This window comes from Cryobacterium sp. TMN-39-2, assembly GCF_004402745.1.
In the GTDB taxonomy this organism is placed as follows: Bacteria; Actinomycetota; Actinomycetes; order Actinomycetales; family Microbacteriaceae; genus Cryobacterium; species Cryobacterium zongtaii.
Genome location: NZ_SOFX01000027.1, coordinates 317,580 through 342,923, shown reverse-complemented (window position 1 = coordinate 342,923; position 25,344 = coordinate 317,580). Strand labels below are relative to the sequence as shown.

Below are 25,344 nucleotides of genomic sequence, written 5' to 3'. Positions count from 1 at the left end.
GCGTACCGGGGTGGGTACGGCGGAGTCAGCGAAAGCAGTCAGCCGCGTCATCGATGCGCCAGAAGGCACCGAGCTCGATGCGCCTGGTGGGCATCACCAGGCGCCGGGCGAGGTACCGCTCGCCGTCGGCGTGCGTCTCACGCTCGATGTGCCCCAGTACCGCGCCGGACCGGTCGACGACCCGCCACAGGCCATCGCGCACGGCGACCAGGCTGGGACCGCTCGACCGGGCGGAGTTGCTCGGCCGGGCCGGGCCGGCGGCGTGGGCGATGGTCGTGGGTCGTGCGGTCGCGGGGAGGACAGTCCGGGGTTGGACAGCTCTGGCTGCAGTGCTCATGGCTGCAGTGCTCATGGCGGCAGTGCTCATGGTGGCAGTGCTCATGGTCCCAATGCTCATGGTGTGCTCCAATGCGAGGGCGGATGCCGTTGGCCTTACCGTAGAACCGGCCACCGACATCCACCCCTCGCCCCTGACTGGGACCGGCGTGGGTTAGTTCATGCCGGTGCCGTGTACCGCGTACGGCTCGATGGCGGCGATCTCATCGGCGTCCAGCGCCGGCGCCTCGAGCGCCGCCACGGTCTGCTCGAGCTGGCCGATGCTGCTGGCGCCCACGAGCACGCTGGTGACCTGCGGTTGGCGCAGGATCCAGGTGACCGCGAGCTGGGCCAGGGTCTGGCCGCGGTCGGCCGCAATGGTGTTCAGGGCGCGGGCGCGCTCGAGGTAGGTCGCGCTGAGGGAGCTCTCGTTCAGGAACCGGCTCGTGGCCACCCGGGAGTCCGACGGCACCGCACCGTCGAGGTAGCGGTCGGTGAGCAGGCCCTGGGCGAGGGGGGAGAACACGATGCTGCCCATGCCGAGGTCGTCGAGCACCGGGAAGAGTCCCTCTTCGATGTGCCGGTCGAACATCGAGTAGCGCGGCTGGTGGATCAGCAGCGGGATCTTGTGCTCGGCCAGGGCGGCGTAGGCCGCTACGGTCTGCTCCGGGCTGTAGTTCGAGATGCCCGCGTAGAGGGCCTTGCCCGACTGCACCGCGGTGGCCAGGGCGCCCATGGTCTCCTCGATAGGGGTCTCGGGATCGGGGCGGTGGGAGTAGAAGATGTCGACGTAGTCCATTCCCAGCCGGCCGAGGCTGGCATCCAGCGACGACAGCAGGTATTTACGCGAGCCGAAGTCGCCGTAGGGGCCTGCCCACATGTCGTAGCCGGCCTTGCTGGAGATGATCATCTCGTCGCGATACCCACGGAAGTCCTCGGCGAAGATGCGCCCGAAGTTGGTTTCGGCGGAACCGGGAGGCGGGCCGTAGTTGTTGGCCAGGTCGAAGTGCGTCACGCCGAGGTCGAATGCCCGGCGCAGGATGCCGCGCTGGGTGTCGATCGGGCGTTCGTGGCCGAAGTTGTGCCACAACCCCAGCGACAGAGCGGGCAGCTTCAGGCCGCTGCGCCCGGTTCGGCGGTAGGGCATCTCGGAATAACGGTTCTCTGCAGCATCGAAGGTCATGGTCTCACTCTAGATCCGCGCTTCCTCCCCAGGCGGCTGCGGCTCGGGTTCTGCACACCCTGGACGGCCGGCCCCAGAGGAGGTGCCGGAACGGGGAGGGTGAATGCAGCGCGGCCCGGGAACACGAACCCGGCACGAGGACTGCTCCCGGGTCGCGTTCGATACCTCCATCAGCCTCGTGCCGCCCAGGAGACTCCCGTGACCGACACCATAGCCCTGACCGGAATCGTGGCCACCACCCCGCGGCACCTCGTCACCAGTTCCGGCCTGGCCATCACCTCATTCCGGCTGGCCTGCCGGCAACGCCGTTACGACAGGGTGAAGAACGCCTGGGTGGACGCCGACACCAATTGGTACACCGTCTCCAGCTTCCGGCAGCTCGCCCACAACGTGGAGCGGTCGGTGCACAAGGGCGAGCCGGTGCTCGTGACCGGGCGCCTGCGCATCCGGGACTGGGAGAACGAGGACCGTACGGGCACCTCGGTGGAGGTGGAGGCCGACGCCGTAGGCCACAACCTGACCTGGGGAACGACGGCGCTGATGCGAAGCACCGCCCCGTCCGCCGCCGAGCAGCGGGATGCCGACCCGGCGGGCGGCGCAACGGGCGGCACAGCGGGCGGCACTGCGGGCGAGGCCACGGCCGCGCCGGCCGAAGCGGATGCCGCGCCGGCCGAACCTGACACCGGGCAGGGGGAATCGGAAACACGGTCCGCTTAGACTCGACTTCTCGGTCGCAGCGTGCGGCGGTGGGGGAGGACTACGCGTGGCCTGGATTTTGGACGCACCCGTGCGGCACAGCCGCAGAGCGACGACCTGGGCAGCATGTCTTGTCCTCGGCCTAGGCCTGGCCGGATGCTCCGCCGCCCCCGTCGACCGCCCGACGCCGACAGCGACAGCGACCGCGACGGCAAGCCCCACCCCGACGGAGGTTGCGCCGCCGGCGCTCATGCCGGAGGGCACCGCCGCCGAGAACCTGCCCTACTTCGACTCGGTCATCACCGCGGCGCTCGCCGCCGACCCCAACGTCGCCGGCCGCAGCTACATCGACGCCCTGGTCGCCGCCGGCTTCGACAAGACAACGATGGAGGTCACCGCCGACACCACCACCAAGGGTGAACCGGCGGACTCCATCCAGTTCTCCGTGAACATCGCCGGAGAGTGCCTGATCGGCCAGAACGGTCCCTCCACCGGCGGCTACCACAGCGTCGTCGCCCCCCTGCTCGCAACCGGAACGTGTCTCGTCGGAGCCACGCGCCAAATAGACTGGTAAACACTATGGCTGAATTCATTTACTCGATGGTGCGTGCGCGCAAGGCAATCGGCGACAAGCTCATCCTCGACGACGTCACAATGTCGTTCTTCCCCGGAGCCAAGATCGGTGTGGTGGGCCCCAACGGTGCCGGTAAGTCCACGATCCTGAAGATCATGGCCGGGCTCGATACCCCGAGCAACGGTGAGGCCAGGCTCTCGCCGGGCTACTCCGTCGGCATCCTCATGCAGGAGCCGGAGCTCGACGAGACCAAGACCGTGCTGGAGAACGTGCAGGAAGGCGTTGGCCCGATCAAGGCCAAGGTTGACAGGTTCAACGAGATCAGCGCCGCGCTGGCCGAACCCGACGCCGACTTCGACACCCTGCTCGCCGAAATGGGAACCCTGCAGGAAGAGATCGACGCCGCCGACGCCTGGGACCTCGATTCCCAGCTCGAGCAGGCCATGGATGCACTGCGCACCCCGCCGGGCGACTACCCCGTCGTCGACCTCTCCGGTGGTGAGAAGCGCCGCGTGGCGCTCTGCAAGCTCCTGCTGCAGAAGCCCGACCTGCTGCTCCTGGACGAACCGACTAACCACCTCGACGCCGAAAGCGTGCTGTGGCTCGAGCAGCACCTCGCCAAGTACCCCGGCGCCGTGCTCGCCGTCACCCACGACCGGTATTTCCTCGACCACGTGGCCGAGTGGATCGCCGAGATCGACCGCGGCCACCTGTACCCCTACGAGGGCAACTACTCCACCTACCTGGAGAAGAAGCAGGAGCGCCTGCAGGTGCAGGGCAAGAAGGACGCCAAGCTTTCCAAGCGTCTCGCCGAGGAACTCGAGTGGGTGCGCTCCAACGCCAAGGGCCGTCAGGCCAAGTCGAAGGCCCGCCTGGCCCGCTACGAGGAGATGGTGAACGAGGCCGAGCGCGGACGCAAGCTCGACTTCGAAGACATCCAGATCCCCGTCGGCCCCCGCCTGGGCGCCCAGGTCATCGACGCCAAGAAGCTCAAGAAGGGCTTCGGCGACCGGGTGCTGGTCGAAGATCTCTCCTTCACCCTGCCGCGTAACGGCATCGTCGGCGTGATCGGCCCGAACGGTGTCGGTAAGACGACCCTGTTCAAGACCATCGTGGGCCTCGAGCCGCTGGATGCCGGTGACCTCAAGATCGGCGAGACCGTCGACATCTCCTACGTCGACCAGAGCCGTGGCGGCATCGACCCGAACAAGTCGCTGTGGGAGGTCGTCTCCGACGGCCAGGACTACATCCAGGTCGGCAAGACCGAGGTGCCGTCTCGCGCCTACGTGTCCACGTTCGGCTTCAAGGGCCCCGACCAGCAGAAGAAGGCCGGTGTGCTCTCCGGTGGTGAGCGCAACCGCCTGAACCTGGCGCTGACGCTCAAGCAGGGCGGCAACCTGTTGCTGCTCGACGAACCGACTAACGACCTCGACGTCGAAACCCTCGGTTCGCTCGAGAACGCGCTGCTCGAGTTCCCCGGCTGCGCCGTGGTCATCACTCACGACCGGTGGTTCCTCGACCGCATCGCCACGCACATCCTCTCGTACGAGGGCACCGCTGAGGCGCCGGGGAACTGGTACTGGTTCGAGGGCAACTTCGAGTCCTACGAGCAGAACAAGATCGAGCGACTCGGCCCGGACGCGGCCAAGCCGCACCGGTCCGCGTACCGCAAACTGACGCGCGACTAGGAACCCCATGCGGCTGCACGTTCCCATCCGGCTGCGCTGGTCGGACCTCGACGCCTACGCTCACGTGAACAACGCCGAGATGCTGCGCCTCCTCGAGGAGGCGCGCATCCAGGCGTTCTGGGTCAACGACGAGGCGGCCGGTGCATCGGGTGCCCGGGGAACCGCGGTGCTGGACGGGCGGCCGGGGGCGGCGACGCTGACCCTGATCGCCCGGATGGAGATCGAGTACCTCGCACCGATCCCGTATCTGCGGGAGCCCATCGACGTGCAGCTGTGGATCGGCAAGCTCGGCGGCGCAAGCCTCGACGTGTGTTACGAGGTATACGGACCGGCCGGGCAGGAGTCCGCGCCGCTGTACGCCCGCGCGACCACCACGATCGTCCTGGTGGATGCGGCGACGGAGCGCCCCCGCAAGATCAACGACGTCGAACGAGCCGCCTGGACCCCATACCTGGAGCCCGCGGTTCCCTTCACCCGCAAGTAGCCCCATTTACGAGCGTGAACGGGTCAGCCGGCGAGGACCTTGTCGCCGTCGAGGGTGACCGTGACCGCCGGGAGGGGGTCGGTGGCTGGTCCCTGGAGGACCGCGCCGGTGGCGGTGTCGAACAGAGACTTGTGGCAGGGGCAGTTCAGGCCCTTCTTCTCCGGAACCACGATGCAGCCCTGGTGGGTGCAGATGGCGCTGAACGCCACGACCTCGCCGGCGGTGGGCTGCGACACGATGATCTGCGCACCGTCGAACATGACAGCGATGGCGCCGCCCACGGGGATGTCGGAGAGTACCGCGACCTCGGCGGGTGAGGCCGTGCCGGCGCCGGTATCCGTGTTCGTGTTCGGGTCTCCGGGTGCGCAGGCCGCCAGGGCCAGGGCGGTACCGGCGCCTCCGGCGACGAGCAGGGTACGGCGGGTGAGGTCAGCGTCGTAGGTCATGATGCTCCTACTGGCTCGGACAGGTTGGGCTGCAGCCTAGTCACGGGGCTTGGGAACCCGCACCATGCCCTCCTGGGCCACCGTGGCCAGCAGCAGGCCTTCGCGGCTGTAGATGCTGCCGGTGGACAGTCCCCGGCCGCCCTGGGCGGAGGGGGAGTCCTGCACGTACAGCATCCACTCGTCGACCCGGCCGAAGCGGTGCCACCACATGGCGTGGTCGAGGCTGGCGACCTTGAGGCCCGGGGTGGCCCAGGGCAGGCCGTGCCGGCGCATAACGGGTTCCATGATCGAATAGTCGCTGACGTAAGCGAGTGCGGCGCGGTGCAGGTCGGGGTCGTCGGGGATGGGCTCGAAGGTCTTCATCCAGATCATCTGCTTGCTGGTGTGCTCGCCGTCCACGGTGAGGTAGATCGACGAGGGAACGTGGCGCATGTCGAACGGGCGGTCGTTGGCCCAGGCCCGCGCGAAGTCGTGGTCGATGTGACCGAGGGTGTCTGCCGTGGTCGGCAGGGATTCGGGGTCGGGCAGGTCGGTCGGCATCTCGATGTGATGCTCGAGACCCTCGTCGGTGTCCTGGAACGACGCGATCATCGACAGGATCGGCACGCCGTTCTGGTACGCCTGGGTGCGTCGAGTGGAGAACGATCGGCCGTCGTGGATGCGGTCGACCGAGAAGGTGATCGGGTGGTTGACGTCGCCGGGGCGCAGGAAGTAACCGTGCATGGAGTGCACGTTTCGTTCGTCGGGCACTGTGCGCATGGCGGCGACGAGGGACTGCGCGAGCACCTGGCCGCCGAAGACGCGACCTTGTGGCATCCACTGCGAGGGGCCGGTGAAGATGTCCTCACTGGTGCGGGCACCGGTGTCGGTCAGGTCGAGAGCGGCCAGAAGACCCTCCAGCGGTGCGTGCATGCTGCCTCCTTGTTCGAGCTCGGGTCCCCGGGACACCGACGTACCTTGGTAGTTTAGACAGCAGATGAGCCAGTCATTTTCCCTCTCAGATTCCCTGTCCCTCGGCGACCTCCGGGTCTACCTTTCGCGCGCCAGCCGGGTGGAGGACGGATCGGTGCGGCTCGTCTCCGCGGCGGGCGTGCTCGCCGTGTACACGGCGATCCTGTACCCGCGTGGTCTGCTGGACTCGAGCCCCACGGTGTTGGGCCTGCGCACCTTCGCGCTCACCGAACCTGTTGACCTCGACGTCGTCGTTCCGGTGCGGTCGCTGTTGGATCGGCTGCTGCGCCTCGAGGCCGCCGTCACCGACGCGGATGCTCCGGTCACCGTCACCGTGCCGCTGCAGGTGTCCTCGGTCACCTGGGCGGGCATCACGCCGCCGAAGGGAGGCTGGACATCCCATGGCAGCGCCTCACCGGCTGTGCTGGAGGGCGCCGCCCGCGAGGGCATCGCCGAAGTCGCGTCCGTCATCCCGACCGGCACCGGTGAGCAGATCGTCCAACGGGTACGGTCCGAGGTCTGGGGCCGCCCGATCGAGGCCCTGGACTTCGTACCCGCCGGTGCCGGGTTCGCCGCCGTGAGCCTGGGCTTCCTGGCGGCGGATGAGCCGGTGCAGCTCTTCGAGACCGGCCCCTGGACGCGTCTGAGCACAGCCCGCGGCCACATTCTGGTACGCCGCAAGCCCTGGTCCTTGCGCGCCTGACGCTCCACCCGGGTGCGGGACGGGTTAGAGCGCGGCGGCGACGGCCCGGCCGGCGGTGCGGCCGGAGAACAGGCAGCCGCCGAGGAAGGTGCCCTCCAGCGAGCGGTAGCCGTGCACGCCGCCGCCGCCGAAGCCGGCGGCCTCGCCTGCCGCGTAGAGTCCGGGGACCGGTTGCCCGTCGGCTCCGAGCGCCCGGGCGGAGAGGTCGGTTTCGATGCCGCCCAGGCTCTTCCTTGTGAGCAGGTGCAGCTTCACCGCGATCAGCGGCCCGTTGGCGCGGTCGAGCAGCTTGTGCGGGCTCGCCACCCTAATGAGCCTGTCGCCGCGATAGTGCCTGGCCTGGCGAATCGCGTTGATCTGGGCATCCTTGCAGAAGTCGTTGTCGAGCTCCCTGTCGCGGGCCAGAATCTCCCGTTCCACCTGCGCGGCATTGATGCGCACCTCGGGGGAACGCTGCTGCATGCCCTTGATCAGCTGGTGCAGGGTATCGGCCACCACGAAGTCCTCACCCTTGCTCTTGAACGCTTCCACCGGGCCGGGCGCGCCCGATCCGAGCCGCTGGGCGAGCAGGCGCAGGTCCTTGCCGGTCAGGTCGGGGTTCTGTTCGCTGCCCGAGAGGGCGAACTCCTTCTCGATGATCTTCTGGGTCAGCACAAACCAGCTGTGCTCGTGGCCGGTCTTGAGCAGGTGTTCCATCGTGCCGAGGGTGTCGAAACCGGGAAACAGCGGGGCCGGCAGACGTTTTCCGGTGGCGTCCAGCCACAGCGATGACGGGCCGGGCAGAATGCGGATGCCGTGGGCCGGCCAGACCGGGTCGTGGTTGACGATGCCCTCGGTGTAGTGCCACATACGGTCGCCGTTGATCAGTCGGGCGCCGGCCTTCTCGGTGATCCCGAGCATCCGGCCGTCGACATGGGCGGGCACACCGGAGAGCAGCTTGGTGGGTGCCGGTCCCAGCCGGGCCGGCCACTGGGCGCGCACCAGGTCGTGGTTGCCGCCGATCCCACCGCTGGTGACGATCACCGCGGACGCCCGCAGCTCGAACTCGCCGACGACCTCCCGGCTGCTGGCCTGACCGCGCGCCGCAGCGCTCGGGATGAGCAGGCTGCCCCGCACCCCCGCCACGGCGCCTCCCTCGACGATCAACTCGTCGACACGATGCCGGTGCAGGGTGGTGACCAGGCCGGCGCGCACCCCTTCACGGACCCTGGTGATGAACGGCTCCAGGATCGCGGGCCCGGTTCCCCAGACGATATGGAAGCGCGGTACCGAGTTGCCGTGTTCCAGGGCGGTGTAACCGCCACGTTCGGCCCAGCCGACGACCGGGAAGAACGTCACGCCGCGTTCCTTGAGCCAGGCCCGCTTCTCGCCGGCGGCGAAGTTGAGGTACGCCTCGGCCCACCGGGTCGGCCAGTAGTCCTCACCGCGATCGAACCCGGCGCTGGCGAACCAGTCCTGCCGGGCCAGAGCCAGGGAGTCCGTGACTCCCATTCGGCGTTGTTCGGGGGAGTCGACCAGGAACAGCCCGCCGAACGACCACCAGGCCTGACCACCGAGCGAGGCGGCGTTCTCCTGGTCGACGAGCAGCACCCGTTTCCCCGCCTCCACGAGTTCGGCCGTGGCCACCAGGCCGGCCAGGCCGGCCCCCACCACGATCACGTCGGCGGAGGTGTTCGGATGCGTGGGCAGGCCGGGGCGGGCTGGGCTCATGGTGACTCCATTGTCAGTGAGGGGTGCTGCGGGGCGGATGGTGCGGTTCGAGTGTTACGCGTCGAAGGTGTTGACCATAGCGTGTGCGGCTCGCTCGAGGTAGTCCCACAGGGTGGCGCGTTGCAGTGGGGGCAGGTCGCAGGAGTCGACGGCCTTGCGCATGTGCAGCAACCAGCGGTCCCGGGAATCCGGGTTCACCTTGAAAGGCTGGTGCCGCTGGCGGAGCCGCGGGTGTCCGCGTTGCTCGCTGTAGGTGCCCGGCCCGCCCCAGTACTGCTCGAGGAAACCGGTCAGCCGCTCCGCAGCGGGGCCGAGGTCCTCCTCCGGGTACATCGGTTTGAGGACCGGGTCGCCGGCGACGCCCCGGTAGAACTCGGCGACGAGCTTCTCGAAGAACGGCCGGCCGCCGACCTCCTGGTAGAACGACGGGCTCACGGCGGCGGCGTTCTCGCTCGACCGAAGGTGTACTCCGAGCGGGATGTTGTCACTTGTCATCGGGCTTCTCCTGTTCGGTGGCCGCTGCGCCACCTGGCGTGCCGGCCGATCCGGAATCGGGCTGCTGGTCCGTCGCAGGCTTCTTCGGCCGGCGCGGGGCACGAACCCGGCGGGCGGGGACGGGCTGTTCGAATGGCGCCGTGTCGGTGCTCGGCAGCGCGGCGGCGGCCTGGGCCGCTGCATCCACCGGGACACCGTCTGCCGCGCCGTCACCGTTGTTGCTTCCGGCGGACACCGATCCGTCGGCCGCGGCCATCACCACGCTATTGAGCGGGGTGAGTCCTGAGCCCATCCCGTCGAGGGCCTTCTTGAGATGGAGCCGCAGGTCGCGAGCGAAGTCCCAGCGGGCGCCCACCCGGGTGCGCACGACCAGGCGCACAACGAGGGCCTCCGCCGAGATGGATTCGAGGCCCCAGATCTCGGGCTTGCCGAGCATCGCCCCGCGCCACTTGCGGCTGGACGCCAAGGCTCGGGCGACCTTGAGCAGTTCGGCCTGCACAGCCTCGACATCCGACGAATAGGGGATCGCAAGGTCGACGATCACGCGGGCCCAGCCCTGGGACATGTTTCCGGTGCGCAGGATCTCGCCGTTCCGGACGAACCAGAGGGTGCCCTCGATGTCACGCACCTGGGTGATACGGATGCCGACGGACTCGACGACTCCGGTGGCCAGGCCGAGGTCCACCACGTCGCCCACGCCGAGCTGGTCTTCCATCACCATGAAGAGACCGTTGAGCACGTCCTTCACGATGTTCTGGGCGCCGAAACCCAGGCCGGCGCCGAGAGCGGCGGTGAGCAGGGCGAACGACCCGAGGATGCCCGGATTGATTTCGGTCACGATCAGCAGGATCGTCACCACCACGATGAGCACGTTGACGATATTGGTCAGTACCGAACCGAGCGTGCGGGTGCGTTGCACGACACGCACCGCGGTGACCGGTGACACGTCAAGCGACTGGGTGTCGTCGACGTTCTGGCCCTTCTTCACCCCGGACACGATCTGCGTGACGACCCGCCCGATCACGAAGAGCAACACCCAGCGGGCGACCAGCGCGAAGATGATGATGACGACGACCTGCACGATGGTCAGGTTCCAGATGTAGTCGGCCGTAGCCCAAAAAGTGTCCCGGTTCATAGATCGACCAGTCTACCGAGCGCCGACTCGGCGCTTCCTGAAGGTGCCATACGACAACGGCGCCGCCACGATGAAAATCATCGAAGGCGGCGCCGTTGGCCGGTGGTGCCGGCGGACTACTCCAGGTCGCGGGCCTGCACGCGCAGGCTCCGCTCGACGCCGGCGAGGTTCTCCACCACGAGACGGCGAAGCGCCGCGGGCTCCGGGTTGGCGTCCAACCACGCCCGGGTCGCGTCGACCAGGGCCTGGTTCGACAGCGGCGACGGGTACAGGCCCACGATCAGCTTCTCGGCGATGGAGTAGCTGCGCTCGGCCCATACCTTCTGCAGCACGTCGAAGTACTGGCCGACGAACGGCTCGAGCAGGCTCGTGTCGTGTGCGCGCAGGAATCCGGCGGCGGTGACCCGCACGATGGTGTTCGGTGCGGTGTCCACGTCGATCAGCGAGGCCCAGGCTGCCTGCTTGCCTTCGATGGTGGGGATCGCGGCGCGCGCGTTGGCGGCGGACTGGGCCCCGGTGGCGGTGTTGTCCGCGGCCAGGGCGGAGGCGATCTCCGCCTCGCCGGCTTCGCCGCCGGCGACCAGCGCCGCGAGCAGCTCCCAGCTGAGGTCGGTATCGATGTCCAGGCCCGGTAGCTTGAACGAACCGGTGCGGAGGCCCGCAACGGCGGCCAGCTGGGCCGGCGTCTCGGCGACGGAGGCGAAGAACTTCACGAACTGGAACTGAGCGTCGCTGCCGGCCTCTGCGCCCTGGGCCAAGGCCCAGAGTGCGTCGCCGACCGAGGCGACGGTGGCGTCGCGGTGCTCGGGGGCCACGTAATACTGCGCGGTGAGTGATACCTGGCCGAGAACCGTGCGCAGCGTCGTCGACTCGGTCTCGGTGGCGACGTTGCCCAGCACCAGCTTCACGAAGTCGCGCGGCGAGGTCTCGGCGTCGCGGGTGGCGTCCCAGACGGAACCCCAGACCAGCGAGCGGGCCAGCGGGCTCTCGATCGCGGCGAGGTGCTCGAGCGCCACGGCGTGCGAGGCCGGGTCGAGGCGAACCTTGGCGTAGGCGAGGTCGTCGTCGTTGAGCAGGATCAGATCGGCACGGGTACGACCGACGAGTTCCGGCACATCCGTCTGCACGCCGTCGACGTCGAGCTCGACGCGGTGCGTGCGCACCAGGGCGCCGTCGACCAGGTCGTAGAACCCGATCGCGAGGCGGTGCGGGCGGATGGTGGGGTAGTCCTCGGTGGCGGTCTGCAGCACGGCGAACGCGGTGATGACCCCGGCGTCGTCGACCTCGATCTGCGGGCGCAGGGTGTTGACGCCGGCGGTCTCGAGCCAGAGGGCGGCCCAGCCGGAGAGGTCTCGGCCGCTGGCGGCCTCGAGCTCGACGAGCAGGTCGGAGAGCTCGGTGTTGCCCCAGGCGTGCTTCTTGAAGTACGAGGCGACGCCGGTGAAGAACGCGTCGATGCCGACCCAGGCGACGAGCTGCTTGAGAACGGATCCACCCTTGGCGTAGGTGATGCCGTCGAAGTTGACCTGCACGTCTTCGAGGTCGGTGATGGTGGCCACGACGGGGTGGGTGGAGGGCAGCTGGTCCTGGCGGTACGCCCAGCTCTTCTCCATTGCCGCGAAGGTGGTCCAGGCTTCGGTCCACTCGGTGGCTTCGGCGGTGGCGATGGTGGACGCCCACTCGGCGAACGATTCGTTCAGCCACAGGTCGTTCCACCACTTCATGGTGACCAGGTCGCCGAACCACATGTGCGCCAGCTCGTGCAGGATCGTGACGACCCGGCGTTCCTTGATCGCGTCGGTGACCTTGGAACGGAAGACGTAGGTCTCGGTGAAGGTGACCGCGCCGGCGTTCTCCATCGCGCCGGCGTTGAACTCCGGCACGAACATCTGGTCGTACTTGTCGAACGGGTACGGGAAGTCGAACTTCTCCTCGAAGTAGGCGAAGCCCTGGCGGGTCTTGTCGAAGATGTAGTCGGCATCCAGGTACTCGAACAGGCTCTTGCGGCTGAACAGGCCCAGCGGAATGATGCGGCCGTCGCTGGAGGTGAGCTCGCTGCGCACCACGGCGTACGGACCGGCCACGAGGGCGGTGATGTAGCTGGAGATGGTGTGGGTGGGTTCGAACGCCCAGGTCTTGTTGCCGTTGCCGGCATCCGTGGGCTCTGGCGTGGCCGAGTTGGAGATGACCTCCCAGGCGCCGGGCGCGGTGACGGTGAAGGTGAAGGCGGCCTTGAGGTCGGGCTGCTCGAACACCGCGAAGACGCGGCGGGAGTCTGGCACCTCGAACTGGCTGTACAGGTACACCTCGTTGTCGACGGGGTCGACAAAACGGTGCAGGCCCTCGCCGGTGTTCGTGTACGCGGCGTCGGCGACGACGGTGAGCACGTTCTCGGCCGCGAGGTCGTCAAGCTGAATGCGGACGCCGTCGCTGACGACAGCCGGGTCAAGCGAGGCGCCGTTGAGGGTGACGCTGTGCACACTCTCGGTGATCGCGTCGATGAAGGTCGAGCTACCGGCCACGGCGCTGAAGGCGACCGTGGTGGTGCTGGCGAAGGTCGTGGGACCCGTTGTCAGGTCAAGGGTGACGTCGTAGCTGGTCACGCTGACGAGCGCTTTGCGCTCCTGGGCTTCGATCCTGGTGAGGTTTTCTCCGGGCAACGGTTTCTCCATCTTCGTTTCGCGAGAGCGCTCTGGCGCATCCGCATAGAGAACAAGCCTAGCCACGGTGGCGGTGGTGGCGCGCCTGATTAGGCTGCCGGCATGAGAACCAGCACGGATGCCGGCGCCGATACCGCGTTGCGCTATCGAGCCTTCGCCGAGGTCGAGGCCCGGGGGCTGAGCGCCTGCTACGAGGCCTGGGCGGCGGGGGTGGCGCTCGATGCGGCGACGATCGGATTGATCGACCGGCTGCCGCCGACCAAACGGCAACCCAATCTGGTGTTCAGCGCGGCCAGGTTCCACGGCGCCGAGGCCGGCGGTTATCTGGGTTTCCGGGCCTGGCTGGCCGCGAACTGGGCGGTGGTCGAGCAGACGTGCCGCAGCCACGCGACCCAGACCAACGAGCCGGGCCGATGCGCGGTGCTGCTCCCGGCGCTCGGGAGTCTGCCGGGGCCGCTCGCCCTGATCGAGGTGGGGGCGTCGGCCGGGCTCTGCCTGCTGCCGGACTTATACAGCTATCGGTATCGGCCGGGCGGTCGCAGTGCTGACGGCCCGGGTGACGGCGCGGCCCTGCTCGACCCGCCCGCTGGGACCAGCCCGGTGCTGCTGGAGTGCGCGGTGACCGGTTCCGTTCCCGTGCCGAGCCGGCTGCCTCGCGTGGTGTGGCGGGCCGGTATCGACCTCAACCCGCTCGACGTGACAGATCCCGCCGACGTGGCCTGGCTGGAGGCCCTGATCTGGCCGGAGCACGATGACCGGCGGGCCCGGCTGCGGGCGGCCGTGCAGGTCGCCCGCACAGCCCCGCCCCGGCTAGTGCGCGGCGACCTCAACGAGCAGGTCGAGGCTCTCGTGGCCGAGGCCCCGCCGGATGCGACCGTCGTGGTGTTCCACACGGCGGTGCTGGCCTATCTCGACGAGGCCGGCCGGGACCGGTTCGTGGCGACCATGGCCCGGTTGAGGGCCGAGCGTGGGGTGCGCTGGCTGGCCAACGAGGGGCGCACCGTGGTGCCAGGGGTGGCCGGGACGCTGCCGTCGACGCTGCCTGCGGCATCCGGTTCGGCTGACTTCGTGCTGTCGTTGGACGGCCGGGCGGTCGCGCTAGCCCAGCCGCACGGTCGCGCGGTGCATTGGCTCGGCTGAGGGCAGGCTAGATCGCCGGTGTGGCCAGCATGGGCGCAGCCGCGGCACGGTCGGCGCCGGCCCGGATCGGCCAGGCACCGTCGATGACGATCAGGTCGTCGCCCTTGGACTTGCGCAGGTAGGTCTGGAAGCTCTCGGCCTGCTCCCTGGCCCAACCGACCTGGCGGTCGTGCAGGGTGTACAGGTCGGTCTCCTCGGTCTTGGCCAACAGGGCCCAGGCGACCCGACCGGTGGCCACGGCATCCGCTTCGGCGTCGTGGGCCCCCTCGAGCAGCACGCCGTAGTACTCGGCGGTGGCCACCAGGGTGCGCTTGCCCTTGCGGTAGCGGTCCACAGCCTTGTCGATCACGTAGGGGTCGAGCACCGGGCCGAAGTCCTCGATGGGCGCCAACCCGTAGCGGCGGGCTTCGGCGTTGAGCATCGACAGGTCGAAGCTGGCGTTGTAGGCCACGATCGGGCGGCCTCCGTCGATGCTGCGGCGCAGTACCGTGAGCATCTCGGCGATGGCGGTGGCCGGGTCGACGCCGTCACGCTGGGCGACCTCGTCGGTGATGCCGTGGATGGCGGACGCTCCCTCCGGAATGGGGATGCCGGGATTGAGCAGCCAGCTGTACGAGCCGTTCACCGTGCCGTCGCGCATGACGCGGCCGATGAAGCACGTGACGATGCGGTCCTCATCGGTGTTCACACCCGTGGTCTCCAGGTCGAACACGCACAGCGAGGGGATGTCGGCGATCGCGGTCTTGGCGGTTGATGTCTGCACGTTCCGACCCTATCGGCGCCCACCGACACTCCCGGTGAGGCGGCCGGGAGTGCCGCGCATCCTCTCCACAACTCATCGCGAAAGCGGTGAATCGGTTGCTTCAGCGCCGCGGAGGCAGCCGTGAACCCGCTTTCGCGAGATGAACCTTTCGCTAAGAGGGGGTGGTGCGGCCCTTACCAGGTACCGGCGCGGTAGTCCTTGAGGAAGACCCCGTGCACGTCTTCACCTGCCTCACCGCGCACGATGGGGTCGTACACCCGGGCGGCGCCGTCAACCAGGTCGAGGGGGGCGTGGAAACCCTCCTCGGCCAGGCGGATCTTGGTGGGGTGCGGACGCTCGTCGGTGATCCAGCCGGTGTCGACGCTGGTCATCAGGATGCCGTCGGAGAGCATCTCCTTGGCGCTGGTGCGAGTGAGCATGTTCAGGGCGGCCTTGGCCATGTTGGTGTGCGGGTGCCCCGGACCCTTGTAACCGCGGCCGAAGACACCCTCCATCGCTGACACGTTCACGATGTAGGTGCGCCGAGCCTCGGATGCCGCCATCGAGGCCCGCAGACGGCTCACCAGCAGGAACGGGGCCGTGGTGTTGCACAGCTGCACCTCGAGCATCTCGAGTGGGTCCACGTCTTCGACGTTGGCCGTCCAGCTGTTCTCCTCGTGCAGGTCGGGCACCAGTCCGCCCGCGTCGATGGCGGTGCCAGCGGCCAGCCGTGCCAGCGACGAGGAGCCGGGGGCCAGGGCCAACGCGGTGAGGTCGTCGGCGGTGAGGGCGGCGCCGGTGGCCGCGGCGGCGAGGATTGGGTGGCTGGCCACGGACGCGGCCAGCGCGGTGGGGTGCGCATCGTTGGTGTGCCCGAACGAGACGATCTCGGGCAGTTCGCCGTCCGGCAGCGGCGAGGACTCGGCCTCCACCAGCGGGGAGTACGACCCGGGGGAGCGTCGCACGGTCTGCGCGGCGTTGTTGATCAGGATGTCCAGCGGACCCTGCGCGGCGACGGAGTCGGCCAGGCCGATCACCTGGGCGGGGTCGCGCAGGTCGATGCCGACAACGCGGAGGCGGTGCAGCCAGTCCTTCGAGTCGGGCATGGCGCTGAACCGGCGCACCGCGTCGCGGGGAAACCGGGTGGTGATGGTGGTGTGGGCGCCGTCGCGCAGCAGCCGCAGGGCGATGTACATGCCGATCTTGGCGCGGCCGCCGGTGAGCAGGGCGCGTTTGCCGGTGAGGTCGGTACGGGCGTCGCGTTTGGTGTGGCTCATCGCCGCGCAGCTCGGGCAGAGCTGGTGGTAGAACGCGTCGACGAGGGTGTACTTCTGCTTGCAGATGTAGCAGGCGCGCGGCACGAGCAGTTCGCCGGCCGAGGGCCGGTCGGTGCCCAGACGCAACTGGGCGCCGATGGTCTCGTCGTCGATGCGGGTGGGAGCCCCGGTGGCGGTGGCGGCAATGACCTCTCGGTCCGCGTCCGCGATCAGCTGGCGCTTCTCGTGGCGGCGCACGGTCTTCACCGACTTGAACATCTTGGCGGTGGCCTGGCGCACGGTGACGAAGTCGGGGTCGTCCGGGTCGATGGTGGCCAGGGAGGCGAGCACGCGCAGGGCCACCTCGAGGTCGTGGGGGTCGATCGCGGGTGTCGCGGATGCGTCGCCGGTGGGGGCATCATCGACGGACGCGACGGATGCGGGCTCTACGGGTGTGCTCTGCGGGTGTTGCTCGGTGGTCATCAGAGAATTCTACGACGGCGCATCCGCCCCTCACACAGCCGGGCGAACAGACAACTGTGGCCGGTGCGGACAATTGCGCCCGGTGTGCGGGTCACAATTGTCCGCACCGGCCACAGTCGCTTCTGAAAAGCAGTCCTCCGAAGAGGGGCGGTACGAGGTGGAGCTAGACCTTGGCCGGCTCCGAGTCGGTCTCGGTCTTGAGCGCGCTCAGGTCCATCGACGAGGTCGGCGGCTCGAAGGTGGCGTCGAACGGCATCTCGTCGTGGTCGAGCAGGGGGTTCTCGAACTGGCCGGCAACGAGCTCGTGTGCCTCTTCGACCGATTCCACGCTCGGCATGGAGCCGGGCAGCGGGCGGTTGGCGGATTCCTTGAGCCAGAAGATGCTGATTCCACCGATGAACGAGGTGGCCATCAGGTAGTAGGCCGGCATCATGTCGTCACCGGTGGCGGCGATGAGCGCCGCGATGATGAACGGCGTGGTGCCACCGAAGATGGCGACGGCGAAGTTGTACGCGATGCCCATCGCGCCGTAGCGGCTGGCCGTGGGGAACAGGGCCGGCAGCGCCGAGGCGAGGTTGGCGACGTAGAACGTCACCGGGAGGGCGATCAGGGCCAGACCGGCGAGGGTCGTGAAGACGGAGCCCATACCGATGAGCAGGAACGCGGGGATAGCGAAGACCACGGCGCTGATCGAACCCATCCAGAGCACTGGGCGACGGCCGATCTTGTCGCTCAGGCGACCGGTGAGCGGGATGCAGCAGGCCATGATCACGAGGATCGGGATGGTCAGCAGCGTGCCGTGCAGCTCGTCGTACCCCATGGTGCTGGTGAGGTAGGTCGGCATGTACGAGGTGAGCGCGTATCCGACGGTGTTCGCGGCGGCGACGAGGATCATCGCGAGGACGATGCCGCGCCAGTAGTTCTTGAAGATGGCGACAGGTCCCTTGGGGATGCTGTCGTCCTCAACGAAGTCGGGGTTCCTGGCGTTGACTTCCTGAGCGTCCAGGCTGGCCTGGAAGGCCGGGGATTCCTCGATCTTCATCCGGAAGTAGATGGCGATCAGGCCCAGCGGTCCGGCGAGCAGGAACGGCAGACGCCAGCCCCACTCTTCCATGGCCGCCTGACCGAGAGTCACCTGCAGGATCGACACGAGAGCGGCACCCATGGCGAAGCCGAGGTAACTGCCCATGTCGAGGAAGCTGGCGAGGAAGCCACGGTTCTTGTCCGGAGCGTGCTCGCTGACGAAGGTGGTGGCACCGGCGTACTCGCCGCCGGTGGAGAAGCCCTGCACGAGCTTGGTCAGCACGAGCAGCACCGCTGCCCAGATGCCGAGCTGGGCGTAGCCGGGCAGGATGCCGACCACGAAGGTGGAGGCGGCCATGAGCATCAGCGTCATGGCGAGCACCCTCTGGCGGCCCAGCTTGTCGCCGAGCCAACCGAAGAACACGCCACCGAGGGGGCGGGCGATGAAGGTGGCGGCGAAGGTGCCGAGCAGGAACAGCGTCTGCACGGTCGGGTCGGCTTCGGGGAGGAAGACGGGACCCATGGTGGTGATCAGGTAGCCGAAGACTCCGACGTCGTACCATTCCATGGTGTTTCCGACGATCGTGCCGCCGAGCGCCTTCTTCAGCATCGGGCGGTCGACGACGTTCACGTCGGAGACCTTGAGCTTCCGGCGCAACAGCGGCTTCTTGATCTTCTTCACGGTGCGATCAGCACCGTTAATAGCGTTTGACATGTGTCACTTTCTGACAGTAGAGATGCCTCTTGTGGAGGTCATGACATGACTCTTGCGCAGGCACGTCGAGCCTCGAATGGAGGTCGTGAGATGCCTCAGATGGAGGTCATGTGCCCCGGATGCGGGGCCGCCCCTCGATGGGCATAAGCGTCAATTTTAGCGCAATTTGCCTCAGAATCAGGCATTTCTCTTTCGATAGCCGCTCTGGACAGGGCTTTAGCCGGGTTCGGTGCGCGCCGCTTCGGCGGCATTTCGGGACCTTTGACTCGCTTAGGCTGGGTCGATGAGCGACTCTGTGACCTTCTGGTTCGACCCCTCCTGCCCCTGGGCCTGGATGACTTCTCGTTGGGTGGACGAGGTGAGTGATCTGCGCGGCTTCGAGGTGAGCTGGCAGGTGATGAGCCTCGCGGTGCTGAACGAAAACACCGACGTTTCCGAGGAGTACCGCGCGTTCTTCCCCCGGGCCCTCAAATACACCCGTTTGGTGCAGGCCGCTCAGGAGCTGCACGGCCAGGAGACCGTCAAGGCTCTCTACGACGCGCTGGGCACCCGAATCCACCACGAGGGCAACTCGGATGCCGATTCCGTGATTCCCGCGGCGCTCGCCGAGGTGGGCCTGCCGGCCGACTTCGCCCGCTACGCCGAGAGCGACGAGTTCGACGTGCAGATGCGCGCCAGCCACTTCGACGGCATCAACCGGGTGGGCCAGGACGTCGGCACCCCGGTGATCGCCGTGAACGACGTTGCCTTCTTCGGCCCGGTCATCTCGCCGGCACCGACCGGGGATCAAGCGCTGGCCCTGTGGGACGGCGTGGTCGCGGTGGCCGGCTACGACGGCTTCTTCGAGATCAAGCGCAGCCGCACCCGCGACCCGATCTTCGCGCCCGCCCTCGTTGCGGCCGCCGAGTAGCAGCGCCGCAGCATCCCGCCCGACTAAATAGACTGCTGATCATGCGCATCCATATCGCCACCGACCACGCCGGCCTCGACTTCAGCACCCTCCTGATCAGCCACCTCGGTACGGCCGGGCACGAGGTCATCGACCACGGGCCCACCAGCTACGAACCGCTCGACGACTACCCGGCGTTCTGCATCAGCGCGGCGGTGGCCGTGGTCGCCGACCAGGCGGCCGGCGTCGAGGCACTCGGCGTGGTGTTCGGCGGCTCCGGCAACGGTGAGCAGATCGCGGCCAACAAGGTGCACGGCGCGCGCGCCGCGCTGGTCTGGAACGCGGCCACGGCGACACTCGCCCGCGAACACAACAACGCCAACGTGATTGCGATCGGCGCCCGCCAGCACCCCATCGAGGACGTCATCGCGTTCATCGACGCCTTCATCGCCACCCCGTTCCCCGGCGAGGAACGCCACCAGCGCCGTATCGACCAGCTGGCCGAATACGAGACCACCGGCACCATCGCCGGCACCGTCCTGAGCAACTGAGCTGCACCTCACCTGATCCACCGAGTCGGAAAGGCATCGCCGTGCCAGAGGGTCATTCCGTCCATCGCATCACCCGGCAATTCGCGCGCAACTTCGTGGGCCGCCCGGTGCAGCTCTCGTCGCCGCAGGGCCGGTTCGCCGCCGGTGCGGCACAACTGAGCGGTCACGTCATGACGGATGCCCGCGCGGTGGGCAAACAGATGTTCCTGGAGTTCGACAACGGGCTCTGGCTACGGGTGCACCTGGGCATGTACGGCGCCTGGGACTTCGCGGGCGACATCATCATGGACGCCACGATCGCCTCGAGCAACGGCCGGATGGGACAGACCAACCAGCGCGGCACCGACCTCGCGCCGGTGCTGGATTCAGCGGGCGAGAACTCGATGCACAGCATCGGTGCGCCCCGCCGCACCCGGGTGCGCATGGCCGAGCAAGAAAAGGAGATCGACCAGCTCGACACCTTCCCGCCCGAACCCGTCGGTCAGGTGCGGGTGCGCCTGCTCACCGACACGGTCTCGGCCGACCTCCGCGGCCCGACCGCCTGTGAGGTGCTCGACCCCGCTCAGGTTGACGCTGTGCTGGCCAGGCTCGGCCCCGACCCGCAGCTCGACGACAGCCCGGAGGCCGAGCAGCGCTTCGTGGACATCGTGCGCAAGAAGCCCACCCGTATCGGCCTGCTGCTGATGGACCAGTCCGTCGTCAGCGGTATCGGCAACGTCTACCGCGCCGAGCTGCTGTTCCGGGCGAGGATCAACCCGCATGCCCCGGGCAAGTCGCTGACCGAGGAGAGCTTGCGGGCCCTCTGGCGGGACTGGGCGCATCTGCTGGCCATCGGTGTGAACACCGGCCAGATGATGACAATGGACGACCTGACGGGCGAGGATTACCGACTCGCGATGAAGAACCGCGCCGACCGGCACTGGGTCTACAAGCGCGAGGGCCTGCCCTGCCGGGTTTGCGGCACCCACATCACCCTCGAGGAGATGGGCGCTCGAAAGCTCTACTACTGCCCGTCCTGCCAGGCCTGACCCGTCCCATCCGCCGCACCTGCGTCTGTCATCGCTGACCCCGCCCGCACCCCAGGAGCCCGCCCGTGAGAACCAACCCCAGCTTCGCGCTCGACCAGGTCGACGAGGTACGCCGTCTGATTCAGGAGTACCCCTGGGTCACCCTGGTGAGCTCCACGGAGGCGGGCGAGCTCGTCGCCTCGCACTACCCGGTGATCCTCGACACGGCGGCCGCCGACGGCGAGATCGTGCTGCTCAGCCACGTCGGTCGGCCCGATGAGCAGCTGCACGAGCTGGGCGCGCACGAGATCCTCGTGATCGTGCAGGGCCCGCACGGCTACATCTCGCCCGGCTGGTACGACGCCCGCCCCGCCGTGCCCACCTGGAACTTCGTCACCGCGCACCTGCACGGCACTCCCGAGATACTCTCCGACGCCGAGAACCTGCGGGTACTCGCGGCCCTGGTCGACCACTTCGAGGACCGCATGGACGAGCCCCGGCGCATGAACGGCACCCCGGAGAACGCCGACTACGCTGCCCGCATCGTCGCCGGTACCGTGGGTTTCCGCCTGCGGGTGACGCGCTTCACGGCGAAGGACAAAATGAGCCAGAACAAGCCGGCCGCCACAGTCGACCGTATCCTCGTCGAGCTCGACGGTGACGGTCCGTACGCGAGCCCGGCGCTGGCCGCCCGGATGCGCCGGGCCCGCGACAGCGCCGCCGAACCCAGCGCCGCCGAATGAGCCTGGTACTGCGCAACGGCCGCCTGCCCGGCAGCGACGACCTCGTCGACGTGCGCGTTGACGACGGCCTGATCACCTCGATCGGCTACCTCGCACCCGCGAGCGGCCACTCGCCGGCGACCCGGACCGTTGATCTGGACGGGCGCTGGATCACGCCGGGGCTCTGGGACAATCACGTGCACTTCAGCCAGTGGTCCCAGACCGCCAGGCGCCTCGACGTGTCCGACGCGACGAGCGCCCGGGCGGCCGCCGATCTGGTCGCCGACCGGCTGGCCGCGGTGCCGGCCGCCGGCAAGCACGACAGACTCGTCGGCTTCGGCTTTCGGGACGCCCTGTGGTCGGATGCCCCGAGCCGCACTCTGCTCGACGCCGCGTCAGGGCCGGTGCCGGTGGTCCTGGTCAGCGGCGACCTGCACAGCTGCTGGCTGAATTCCGCCGCCCTCGCGGTCTACGGTTTCGCGGGCCACCAGACCGGGCTGCTGCGCGAGGACGACGCCTTCGCGGTGGAACACGCCATCGACAACGTGCCGGACGCCGACCTCGACGCCTGGGCCGACGAGGCCGCCCGTGCTGCGGCCGCCCGCGGTGTGGTCGGCATCGTCGACCTGGAGATGACCTGGAACCTCGACGTCTGGCGGCGCCGCATCGATGCGGGCACCGACAGCCTGCGGGTCGATTTCGGCCTGTACACGCACCACCTCGACGACGCGATCGCGCAGGGTCTCACCAGCGGCCAGGTGATCGACGGCACCGGCGGGCTGCTCACCGTCGGCCCGTACAAGGTGATCACCGACGGCTCGTTGAACACCCGCACCGCGTACTGCTTCGAGGCCTACCCAGGACTCTCCGGCGACCACGACCGTGGCATGCTCACCGTGCCCGCCGACGAGCTCGAGGCCCTGATGCGGCGGGCCGCCGCCGCCGGCATCCGCCCCGCCGTGCACGCCATCGGCGACAACGCCAACAGTCTCGCCCTCGACGCCTTCGAGGCCGTGGGCTGCACCGGCAGCATCGAGCACGCCCAACTGCTCACCGCGGCCGATGTGGCCCGGTTCGCCCGCCTGGGGATCACAGCCAGCGTTCAACCCGAACACGCCCTCGACGACCGCGACGTGGCCGACCGGTACTGGGCCGGCCGCACCGAACGGGCGTTCCCGCTGGCCGACCTGCTGTCCGCCGGGGTGCAGCTGGCGCTCGGCTCCGACGCACCCGTCGCGCCACTCGACCCGTGGGTGGCCATCTCGGCCGCCGTGGGGCGCAGCCGGGGCGAGCGCGCCGCCTGGCACCCCGACCAGGCGATCTCCCGGCAGGCCGCGCTGGCGGCATCCGCCCGAGGCCGGCACGGCATCGGTGTGGGCCAGATCGCCGACCTCGCGATCTGCGAGATCGACCCGTTTGTGGCGTCGGTGGCCGATCTGCGACGGATGCCCGTGGCCGCGACACTGCTCGGTGGCCGGTTCACGCACAGCACACTCTGAGGTGCGGGGGATAACCCCCACACAGATCCGGCGGCTGAGGGGATGGGCGCAGGCCGCCGCCGAGAGCACGCTGGAACCATGACCAACGACACCCTCAATTCCGCCACGGGCGCCGGTGACACCACCGAGAGCCCGAACTCTGCCACGCTGGGCTTCGTGCAGCCCGCCATCAAGCCCGCCGAGAGCGGCCAGAGCCCGACCGGCTATCTCAGCCTGTGGGCGCGCACGCCCGGGGAGCTCGGCTTCCTGCTGCCGACCCTGCCCATCGTCATCGTGTCCCTGACCGTCCTGGTGACCCTGTTCGCCACGGGAGTGAGCCTGGTGGCCCTGTTCGTGGGCCTGTTCATCGTCGTGGCCGCCCTTTACGCCGCCCGCGGCTTCGGCGTCGTCGAGCTCACCCGGCTGCGCTGGGCCGGCCAGCCGGCCATCACCCCGCCGCAGTGGACACCGCGCGGCGAACCCGCGACGCCGCTGCGCGCCATCCTCGGCCCGCTGGTGTCCGGTCATTACTGGCTGTACCTGCTGCACGGCATGATCGTGAATTTCATCGTGGGCGTCGTGTCCTGGTCGATCGTCATCGTGTGGCTGTCCGGCGCGCTTGGCGGGCTCACCTACTGGATCTGGAGCTGGTCGCTGCCCAACGACAGCGAGTCCGTGGGGCTCTTCGATCTGATTACCGGTTCGTTCGGCCCCGACAGCGGCCAGAACCTGGCCGCCGAGAACGTGCTGAACGCCGCCCTGGGCCTGGCCTTCCTGCTCACCCTGCCGTTCGTCACCCGCGGCATGGTCTTGATGCACCAGGGCATCGCCAGCGTGATGCTCGGCGCCTGGTCGTCCGAGGCCCTGCAGCGCGAGGTCGCCGACCTCAGCGCCTCCCGCGGCGCGGCCGTGTCGGCTGAAGACCAGTCGCTGCGGCGGCTCGAACGCGACATCCACGACGGGCCCCAGCAGCGCCTGGTGCGCCTGCAGATGGATCTCGCCAGCGCCGAACGCCGGCTCGACGACGACCCGGATGCCGCGCGCCGGCTTCTCGTCGAGGCCCGCGAACAGGCGCGCGACACGCTCGAGGAACTGCGGGCACTCTCCCGCGGACTGGTGCCGCCGATCCTGCAGGACCGCGGCCTGATCGTGGCCCTGGAGTCGCTGGCCGCTCGCAGCACCGTGCCCGTTCAGCTGGAACTGCAGGTGGACCACGACCTGCGGCTGCCCTCGGAGATCGAGCGCAGCAGCTACTTCATCGCCGCCGAACTGCTCACCAACGTGGCCAAGCATGCCGGGGCCACTGGCATCCGGCTGCACCTGGAACTCCGCCGGGTCCCGGAGGACGACTCCACCTGGCTGGACCTCTGGGTGATCGACAACGGCCGCGGCGGCGCGGTGCTGCAGGACGGCCACGGTCTGGCCGGCCTGGACGAACGCCTCAAGGGCCTGCGCGGCATCCTGTCGGTGCGGAGCCCGCACGGCGGCCCCACCGCGGTGGGCGCGCACATCCCTGTGGTGCACGACCTGGGCAGCTCCGTCGTTCGGTGATGAGTGCGCCCTATCCTGAACGGGTGAGCACACTCCAGCGTCCCACCCCGACCGCACCGCTACGCCTGGTCCTGGCAGAGGACTCCGTGCTGCTGCGTGAGGGTCTGGTGCGGCTGTTCGCCGAGGCAGGTTTCGACACCGTGGCCGCCTACGGCGACGCCGACGCCCTGCTCGCCGAGATAGAAGCCCTGCGACCCGACCTGGCGGTGCTCGACGTTCGGATGCCGCCCACCTTCCGCGACGAGGGGGTGCGCGCCGCGATCGAGCTGCGGCGCCGGCTGCCGGGCATCGGCATCCTGCTGCTCAGCCAGTACGTCGAGGGCACCTACGTGCAGGAGCTGCTGGCGTCGGGGGAGGGTGGCCTGGGCTACCTGCTCAAGGACCGGGTCGCGTCGCTCGACGAGCTGCAGGATGCCGTCGCCAGGGTGAGCGCCGGCGGCACGGTGCTCGACCCGCAGGTGGTGCGCGAACTGCTGGCCCGCCGCACCAGTCCGCTGGCGGCGCTGACCCCGCGGGAGCGTGACGTGCTCGGCCTGATGGCGGAAGGGCGCACCAACGTGGGCATCGCCGAGCGCCTCGTGATCGGGGTCGGCGCGGTGGAGAAGAACGTCACCGCGATCTTCGTCAAGCTCGGCCTCGACGACACCGGGTCCGATCACCGCCGGGTGCTCGCGGTGCTGGCCTTCCTGCAGGGCTAGCAACTGCAGGGCTAGCAACTGCAGGGCGCCCCTGTCTTGCGGCACCGTG

Annotated in this window: 24 protein-coding genes; 13 read left to right on the top strand and 11 right to left on the bottom strand. The window is 68.7% G+C overall.

Annotated elements, in window-relative coordinates; translation table 11 throughout:
- Nucleotides 1–25: 25 nt before the first annotated feature.
- Nucleotides 26–382, bottom strand: a complete 357-nt coding sequence (locus E3O57_RS09675; RefSeq protein WP_103479571.1) for a hypothetical protein — start codon at nucleotides 380–382, stop codon at nucleotides 26–28.
- A 108-nt stretch (nucleotides 383–490) separates the two neighbouring features.
- Nucleotides 491–1,498, bottom strand: a complete 1,008-nt coding sequence (locus E3O57_RS09670; RefSeq protein WP_103432009.1) for an aldo/keto reductase — start codon at nucleotides 1,496–1,498, stop codon at nucleotides 491–493.
- A 198-nt stretch (nucleotides 1,499–1,696) separates the two neighbouring features.
- Between E3O57_RS09670 and E3O57_RS09665 the strand changes: the two genes are divergently transcribed.
- Genes E3O57_RS09665 through E3O57_RS09650 form a run of 4 tightly spaced genes read left to right on the top strand, consistent with a single transcriptional unit; the run spans nucleotide 1,697 to nucleotide 4,940 of the window.
- Nucleotides 1,697–2,215 (top strand): single-stranded DNA-binding protein, encoded by a 519-nt coding sequence (locus E3O57_RS09665; protein WP_103459933.1) that lies wholly within the window; start codon nucleotides 1,697–1,699, stop codon nucleotides 2,213–2,215.
- 46 nt (nucleotides 2,216–2,261) lie between these two features.
- The gene (locus E3O57_RS09660) at nucleotides 2,262–2,768 is read left to right on the top strand and encodes a hypothetical protein (RefSeq protein ID WP_241990362.1); all 507 of its coding nucleotides are present in this window, start codon (nucleotides 2,262–2,264) and stop codon (nucleotides 2,766–2,768) included.
- Between the two features lie 5 nt (nucleotides 2,769–2,773).
- Nucleotides 2,774–4,456, top strand: coding sequence for an energy-dependent translational throttle protein EttA (ettA, locus tag E3O57_RS09655; RefSeq protein WP_088456413.1), 1,683 nt, complete (start codon nucleotides 2,774–2,776; stop codon nucleotides 4,454–4,456).
- 7 nt (nucleotides 4,457–4,463) lie between these two features.
- Nucleotides 4,464–4,940, top strand: coding sequence for a thioesterase family protein (locus E3O57_RS09650; protein ID WP_103432005.1), 477 nt, complete (start codon nucleotides 4,464–4,466; stop codon nucleotides 4,938–4,940).
- Nucleotides 4,941–4,963: 23 nt separating this feature from the next.
- On the opposite strand, the gene E3O57_RS09645 is transcribed toward E3O57_RS09650, so the two are convergent.
- Both E3O57_RS09645 and E3O57_RS09640 read right to left on the bottom strand, forming a co-directional pair.
- Nucleotides 4,964–5,386, bottom strand: a complete 423-nt coding sequence (locus E3O57_RS09645) for a ubiquinol-cytochrome c reductase iron-sulfur subunit (protein WP_103479570.1) — start codon at nucleotides 5,384–5,386, stop codon at nucleotides 4,964–4,966.
- A gap of 36 nt (nucleotides 5,387–5,422) precedes the next feature.
- A complete protein-coding gene (locus E3O57_RS09640) occupies nucleotides 5,423–6,298 on the bottom strand; it encodes an acyl-CoA thioesterase II (RefSeq protein ID WP_174776328.1) in 876 nt (291 codons plus the stop codon).
- 64 nt (nucleotides 6,299–6,362) lie between these two features.
- On the opposite strand from E3O57_RS09640, the gene E3O57_RS09635 reads away from it, so the two are divergent.
- Complete coding sequence (locus E3O57_RS09635; protein ID WP_088456410.1) at nucleotides 6,363–7,040, top strand: hypothetical protein; 678 nt, start codon at nucleotides 6,363–6,365, stop codon at nucleotides 7,038–7,040.
- A 24-nt stretch (nucleotides 7,041–7,064) separates the two neighbouring features.
- On the opposite strand, the gene E3O57_RS09630 is transcribed toward E3O57_RS09635, so the two are convergent.
- The 4 genes from E3O57_RS09630 to pepN form a co-directional block, all read right to left on the bottom strand.
- Nucleotides 7,065–8,750 (bottom strand): FAD-binding dehydrogenase, encoded by a 1,686-nt coding sequence (locus E3O57_RS09630; RefSeq protein WP_103479569.1) that lies wholly within the window; start codon nucleotides 8,748–8,750, stop codon nucleotides 7,065–7,067.
- Nucleotides 8,751–8,804: 54 nt separating this feature from the next.
- Nucleotides 8,805–9,245, bottom strand: coding sequence for a globin (locus tag E3O57_RS09625; RefSeq protein ID WP_103479568.1), 441 nt, complete (start codon nucleotides 9,243–9,245; stop codon nucleotides 8,805–8,807).
- Complete coding sequence (locus tag E3O57_RS09620) at nucleotides 9,235–10,380, bottom strand: mechanosensitive ion channel family protein (RefSeq protein WP_103479567.1); 1,146 nt, start codon at nucleotides 10,378–10,380, stop codon at nucleotides 9,235–9,237. Before E3O57_RS09620 ends, E3O57_RS09625 begins: the two co-directional genes overlap by 11 nt.
- Nucleotides 10,381–10,496: 116 nt before the next feature.
- Nucleotides 10,497–13,040, bottom strand: coding sequence for an aminopeptidase N (pepN, locus tag E3O57_RS09615; protein ID WP_103479625.1), 2,544 nt, complete (start codon nucleotides 13,038–13,040; stop codon nucleotides 10,497–10,499).
- Nucleotides 13,041–13,142: 102 nt separating this feature from the next.
- On the opposite strand from pepN, the gene E3O57_RS09610 reads away from it, so the two are divergent.
- Nucleotides 13,143–14,180 (top strand): DUF2332 domain-containing protein, encoded by a 1,038-nt coding sequence (locus tag E3O57_RS09610; RefSeq protein WP_103479566.1) that lies wholly within the window; start codon nucleotides 13,143–13,145, stop codon nucleotides 14,178–14,180.
- A 7-nt stretch (nucleotides 14,181–14,187) separates the two neighbouring features.
- On the opposite strand, the gene E3O57_RS09605 is transcribed toward E3O57_RS09610, so the two are convergent.
- From E3O57_RS09605 to E3O57_RS09595, 3 genes are all read right to left on the bottom strand, one after another.
- Nucleotides 14,188–14,943, bottom strand: coding sequence for an exonuclease domain-containing protein (locus tag E3O57_RS09605; protein WP_240632188.1), 756 nt, complete (start codon nucleotides 14,941–14,943; stop codon nucleotides 14,188–14,190).
- A gap of 173 nt (nucleotides 14,944–15,116) precedes the next feature.
- The gene (locus E3O57_RS09600) at nucleotides 15,117–16,661 is read right to left on the bottom strand and encodes an SDR family oxidoreductase (RefSeq protein ID WP_103431997.1); all 1,545 of its coding nucleotides are present in this window, start codon (nucleotides 16,659–16,661) and stop codon (nucleotides 15,117–15,119) included.
- Between the two features lie 163 nt (nucleotides 16,662–16,824).
- Nucleotides 16,825–18,399: an MFS transporter gene (locus E3O57_RS09595; protein WP_088456404.1), complete on the bottom strand. Its 1,575-nt coding sequence runs from the start codon at nucleotides 18,397–18,399 to the stop codon at nucleotides 16,825–16,827.
- A gap of 283 nt (nucleotides 18,400–18,682) precedes the next feature.
- Here E3O57_RS09595 and E3O57_RS09590 point away from each other — a divergent pair, with 283 nt between their 5' ends.
- From E3O57_RS09590 to E3O57_RS09560, 7 genes are all read left to right on the top strand, one after another.
- Entirely contained in the window at nucleotides 18,683–19,309 is a 627-nt protein-coding gene (locus tag E3O57_RS09590) for a DsbA family protein (protein ID WP_103431995.1), read from the top strand.
- A 41-nt stretch (nucleotides 19,310–19,350) separates the two neighbouring features.
- On the top strand, nucleotides 19,351–19,839 hold the full coding sequence (locus tag E3O57_RS09585) for a ribose-5-phosphate isomerase (protein ID WP_103459928.1): 489 nt from the start codon (nucleotides 19,351–19,353) through the stop codon (nucleotides 19,837–19,839).
- Between the two features lie 41 nt (nucleotides 19,840–19,880).
- A complete protein-coding gene (locus tag E3O57_RS09580; RefSeq protein ID WP_103459927.1) occupies nucleotides 19,881–20,867 on the top strand; it encodes an Fpg/Nei family DNA glycosylase in 987 nt (328 codons plus the stop codon).
- A gap of 65 nt (nucleotides 20,868–20,932) precedes the next feature.
- Nucleotides 20,933–21,589, top strand: coding sequence for an FMN-binding negative transcriptional regulator (locus E3O57_RS09575; protein WP_103479565.1), 657 nt, complete (start codon nucleotides 20,933–20,935; stop codon nucleotides 21,587–21,589).
- Nucleotides 21,586–23,067 (top strand): amidohydrolase, encoded by a 1,482-nt coding sequence (locus E3O57_RS09570; RefSeq protein ID WP_103479564.1) that lies wholly within the window; start codon nucleotides 21,586–21,588, stop codon nucleotides 23,065–23,067. The genes E3O57_RS09575 and E3O57_RS09570 overlap by 4 nt, the downstream gene beginning before the upstream one ends.
- 78 nt (nucleotides 23,068–23,145) lie before the next feature.
- A complete protein-coding gene (locus E3O57_RS09565) occupies nucleotides 23,146–24,597 on the top strand; it encodes a sensor histidine kinase (protein WP_103479563.1) in 1,452 nt (483 codons plus the stop codon).
- On the top strand, nucleotides 24,597–25,295 hold the full coding sequence (locus E3O57_RS09560; RefSeq protein WP_088456397.1) for a response regulator transcription factor: 699 nt from the start codon (nucleotides 24,597–24,599) through the stop codon (nucleotides 25,293–25,295). The genes E3O57_RS09565 and E3O57_RS09560 overlap by 1 nt, the downstream gene beginning before the upstream one ends.
- Nucleotides 25,296–25,344 lie beyond the last annotated feature (49 nt).

Coding starts and splice junctions, on each gene's coding strand:
- E3O57_RS09600 (WP_103431997.1), bottom strand. CDS start 16,661: ATGACCACCGAGCAACACCCGCAGAGCACACCCGTAGAGCCCGCATCC.
- E3O57_RS09570 (WP_103479564.1), top strand. CDS start 21,586: ATGAGCCTGGTACTGCGCAACGGCCGCCTGCCCGGCAGCGACGACCTC.
- E3O57_RS09675 (WP_103479571.1), bottom strand. CDS start 382: ATGAGCACTGCCACCATGAGCACTGCCGCCATGAGCACTGCAGCCATG.
- E3O57_RS09610 (WP_103479566.1), top strand. CDS start 13,143: ATGAGAACCAGCACGGATGCCGGCGCCGATACCGCGTTGCGCTATCGA.
- E3O57_RS09645 (WP_103479570.1), bottom strand. CDS start 5,386: ATGACCTACGACGCTGACCTCACCCGCCGTACCCTGCTCGTCGCCGGA.
- E3O57_RS09625 (WP_103479568.1), bottom strand. CDS start 9,245: ATGACAAGTGACAACATCCCGCTCGGAGTACACCTTCGGTCGAGCGAG.
- E3O57_RS09650 (WP_103432005.1), top strand. CDS start 4,464: ATGCGGCTGCACGTTCCCATCCGGCTGCGCTGGTCGGACCTCGACGCC.
- E3O57_RS09630 (WP_103479569.1), bottom strand. CDS start 8,750: ATGAGCCCAGCCCGCCCCGGCCTGCCCACGCATCCGAACACCTCCGCC.
- E3O57_RS09565 (WP_103479563.1), top strand. CDS start 23,146: ATGACCAACGACACCCTCAATTCCGCCACGGGCGCCGGTGACACCACC.
- E3O57_RS09595 (WP_088456404.1), bottom strand. CDS start 18,399: ATGTCAAACGCTATTAACGGTGCTGATCGCACCGTGAAGAAGATCAAG.
- ettA (WP_088456413.1), top strand. CDS start 2,774: ATGGCTGAATTCATTTACTCGATGGTGCGTGCGCGCAAGGCAATCGGC.
- E3O57_RS09560 (WP_088456397.1), top strand. CDS start 24,597: ATGAGTGCGCCCTATCCTGAACGGGTGAGCACACTCCAGCGTCCCACC.
- E3O57_RS09585 (WP_103459928.1), top strand. CDS start 19,351: ATGCGCATCCATATCGCCACCGACCACGCCGGCCTCGACTTCAGCACC.
- E3O57_RS09635 (WP_088456410.1), top strand. CDS start 6,363: ATGAGCCAGTCATTTTCCCTCTCAGATTCCCTGTCCCTCGGCGACCTC.
- E3O57_RS09620 (WP_103479567.1), bottom strand. CDS start 10,380: ATGAACCGGGACACTTTTTGGGCTACGGCCGACTACATCTGGAACCTG.
- E3O57_RS09590 (WP_103431995.1), top strand. CDS start 18,683: ATGAGCGACTCTGTGACCTTCTGGTTCGACCCCTCCTGCCCCTGGGCC.
- E3O57_RS09670 (WP_103432009.1), bottom strand. CDS start 1,498: ATGACCTTCGATGCTGCAGAGAACCGTTATTCCGAGATGCCCTACCGC.
- E3O57_RS09640 (WP_174776328.1), bottom strand. CDS start 6,298: ATGCACGCACCGCTGGAGGGTCTTCTGGCCGCTCTCGACCTGACCGAC.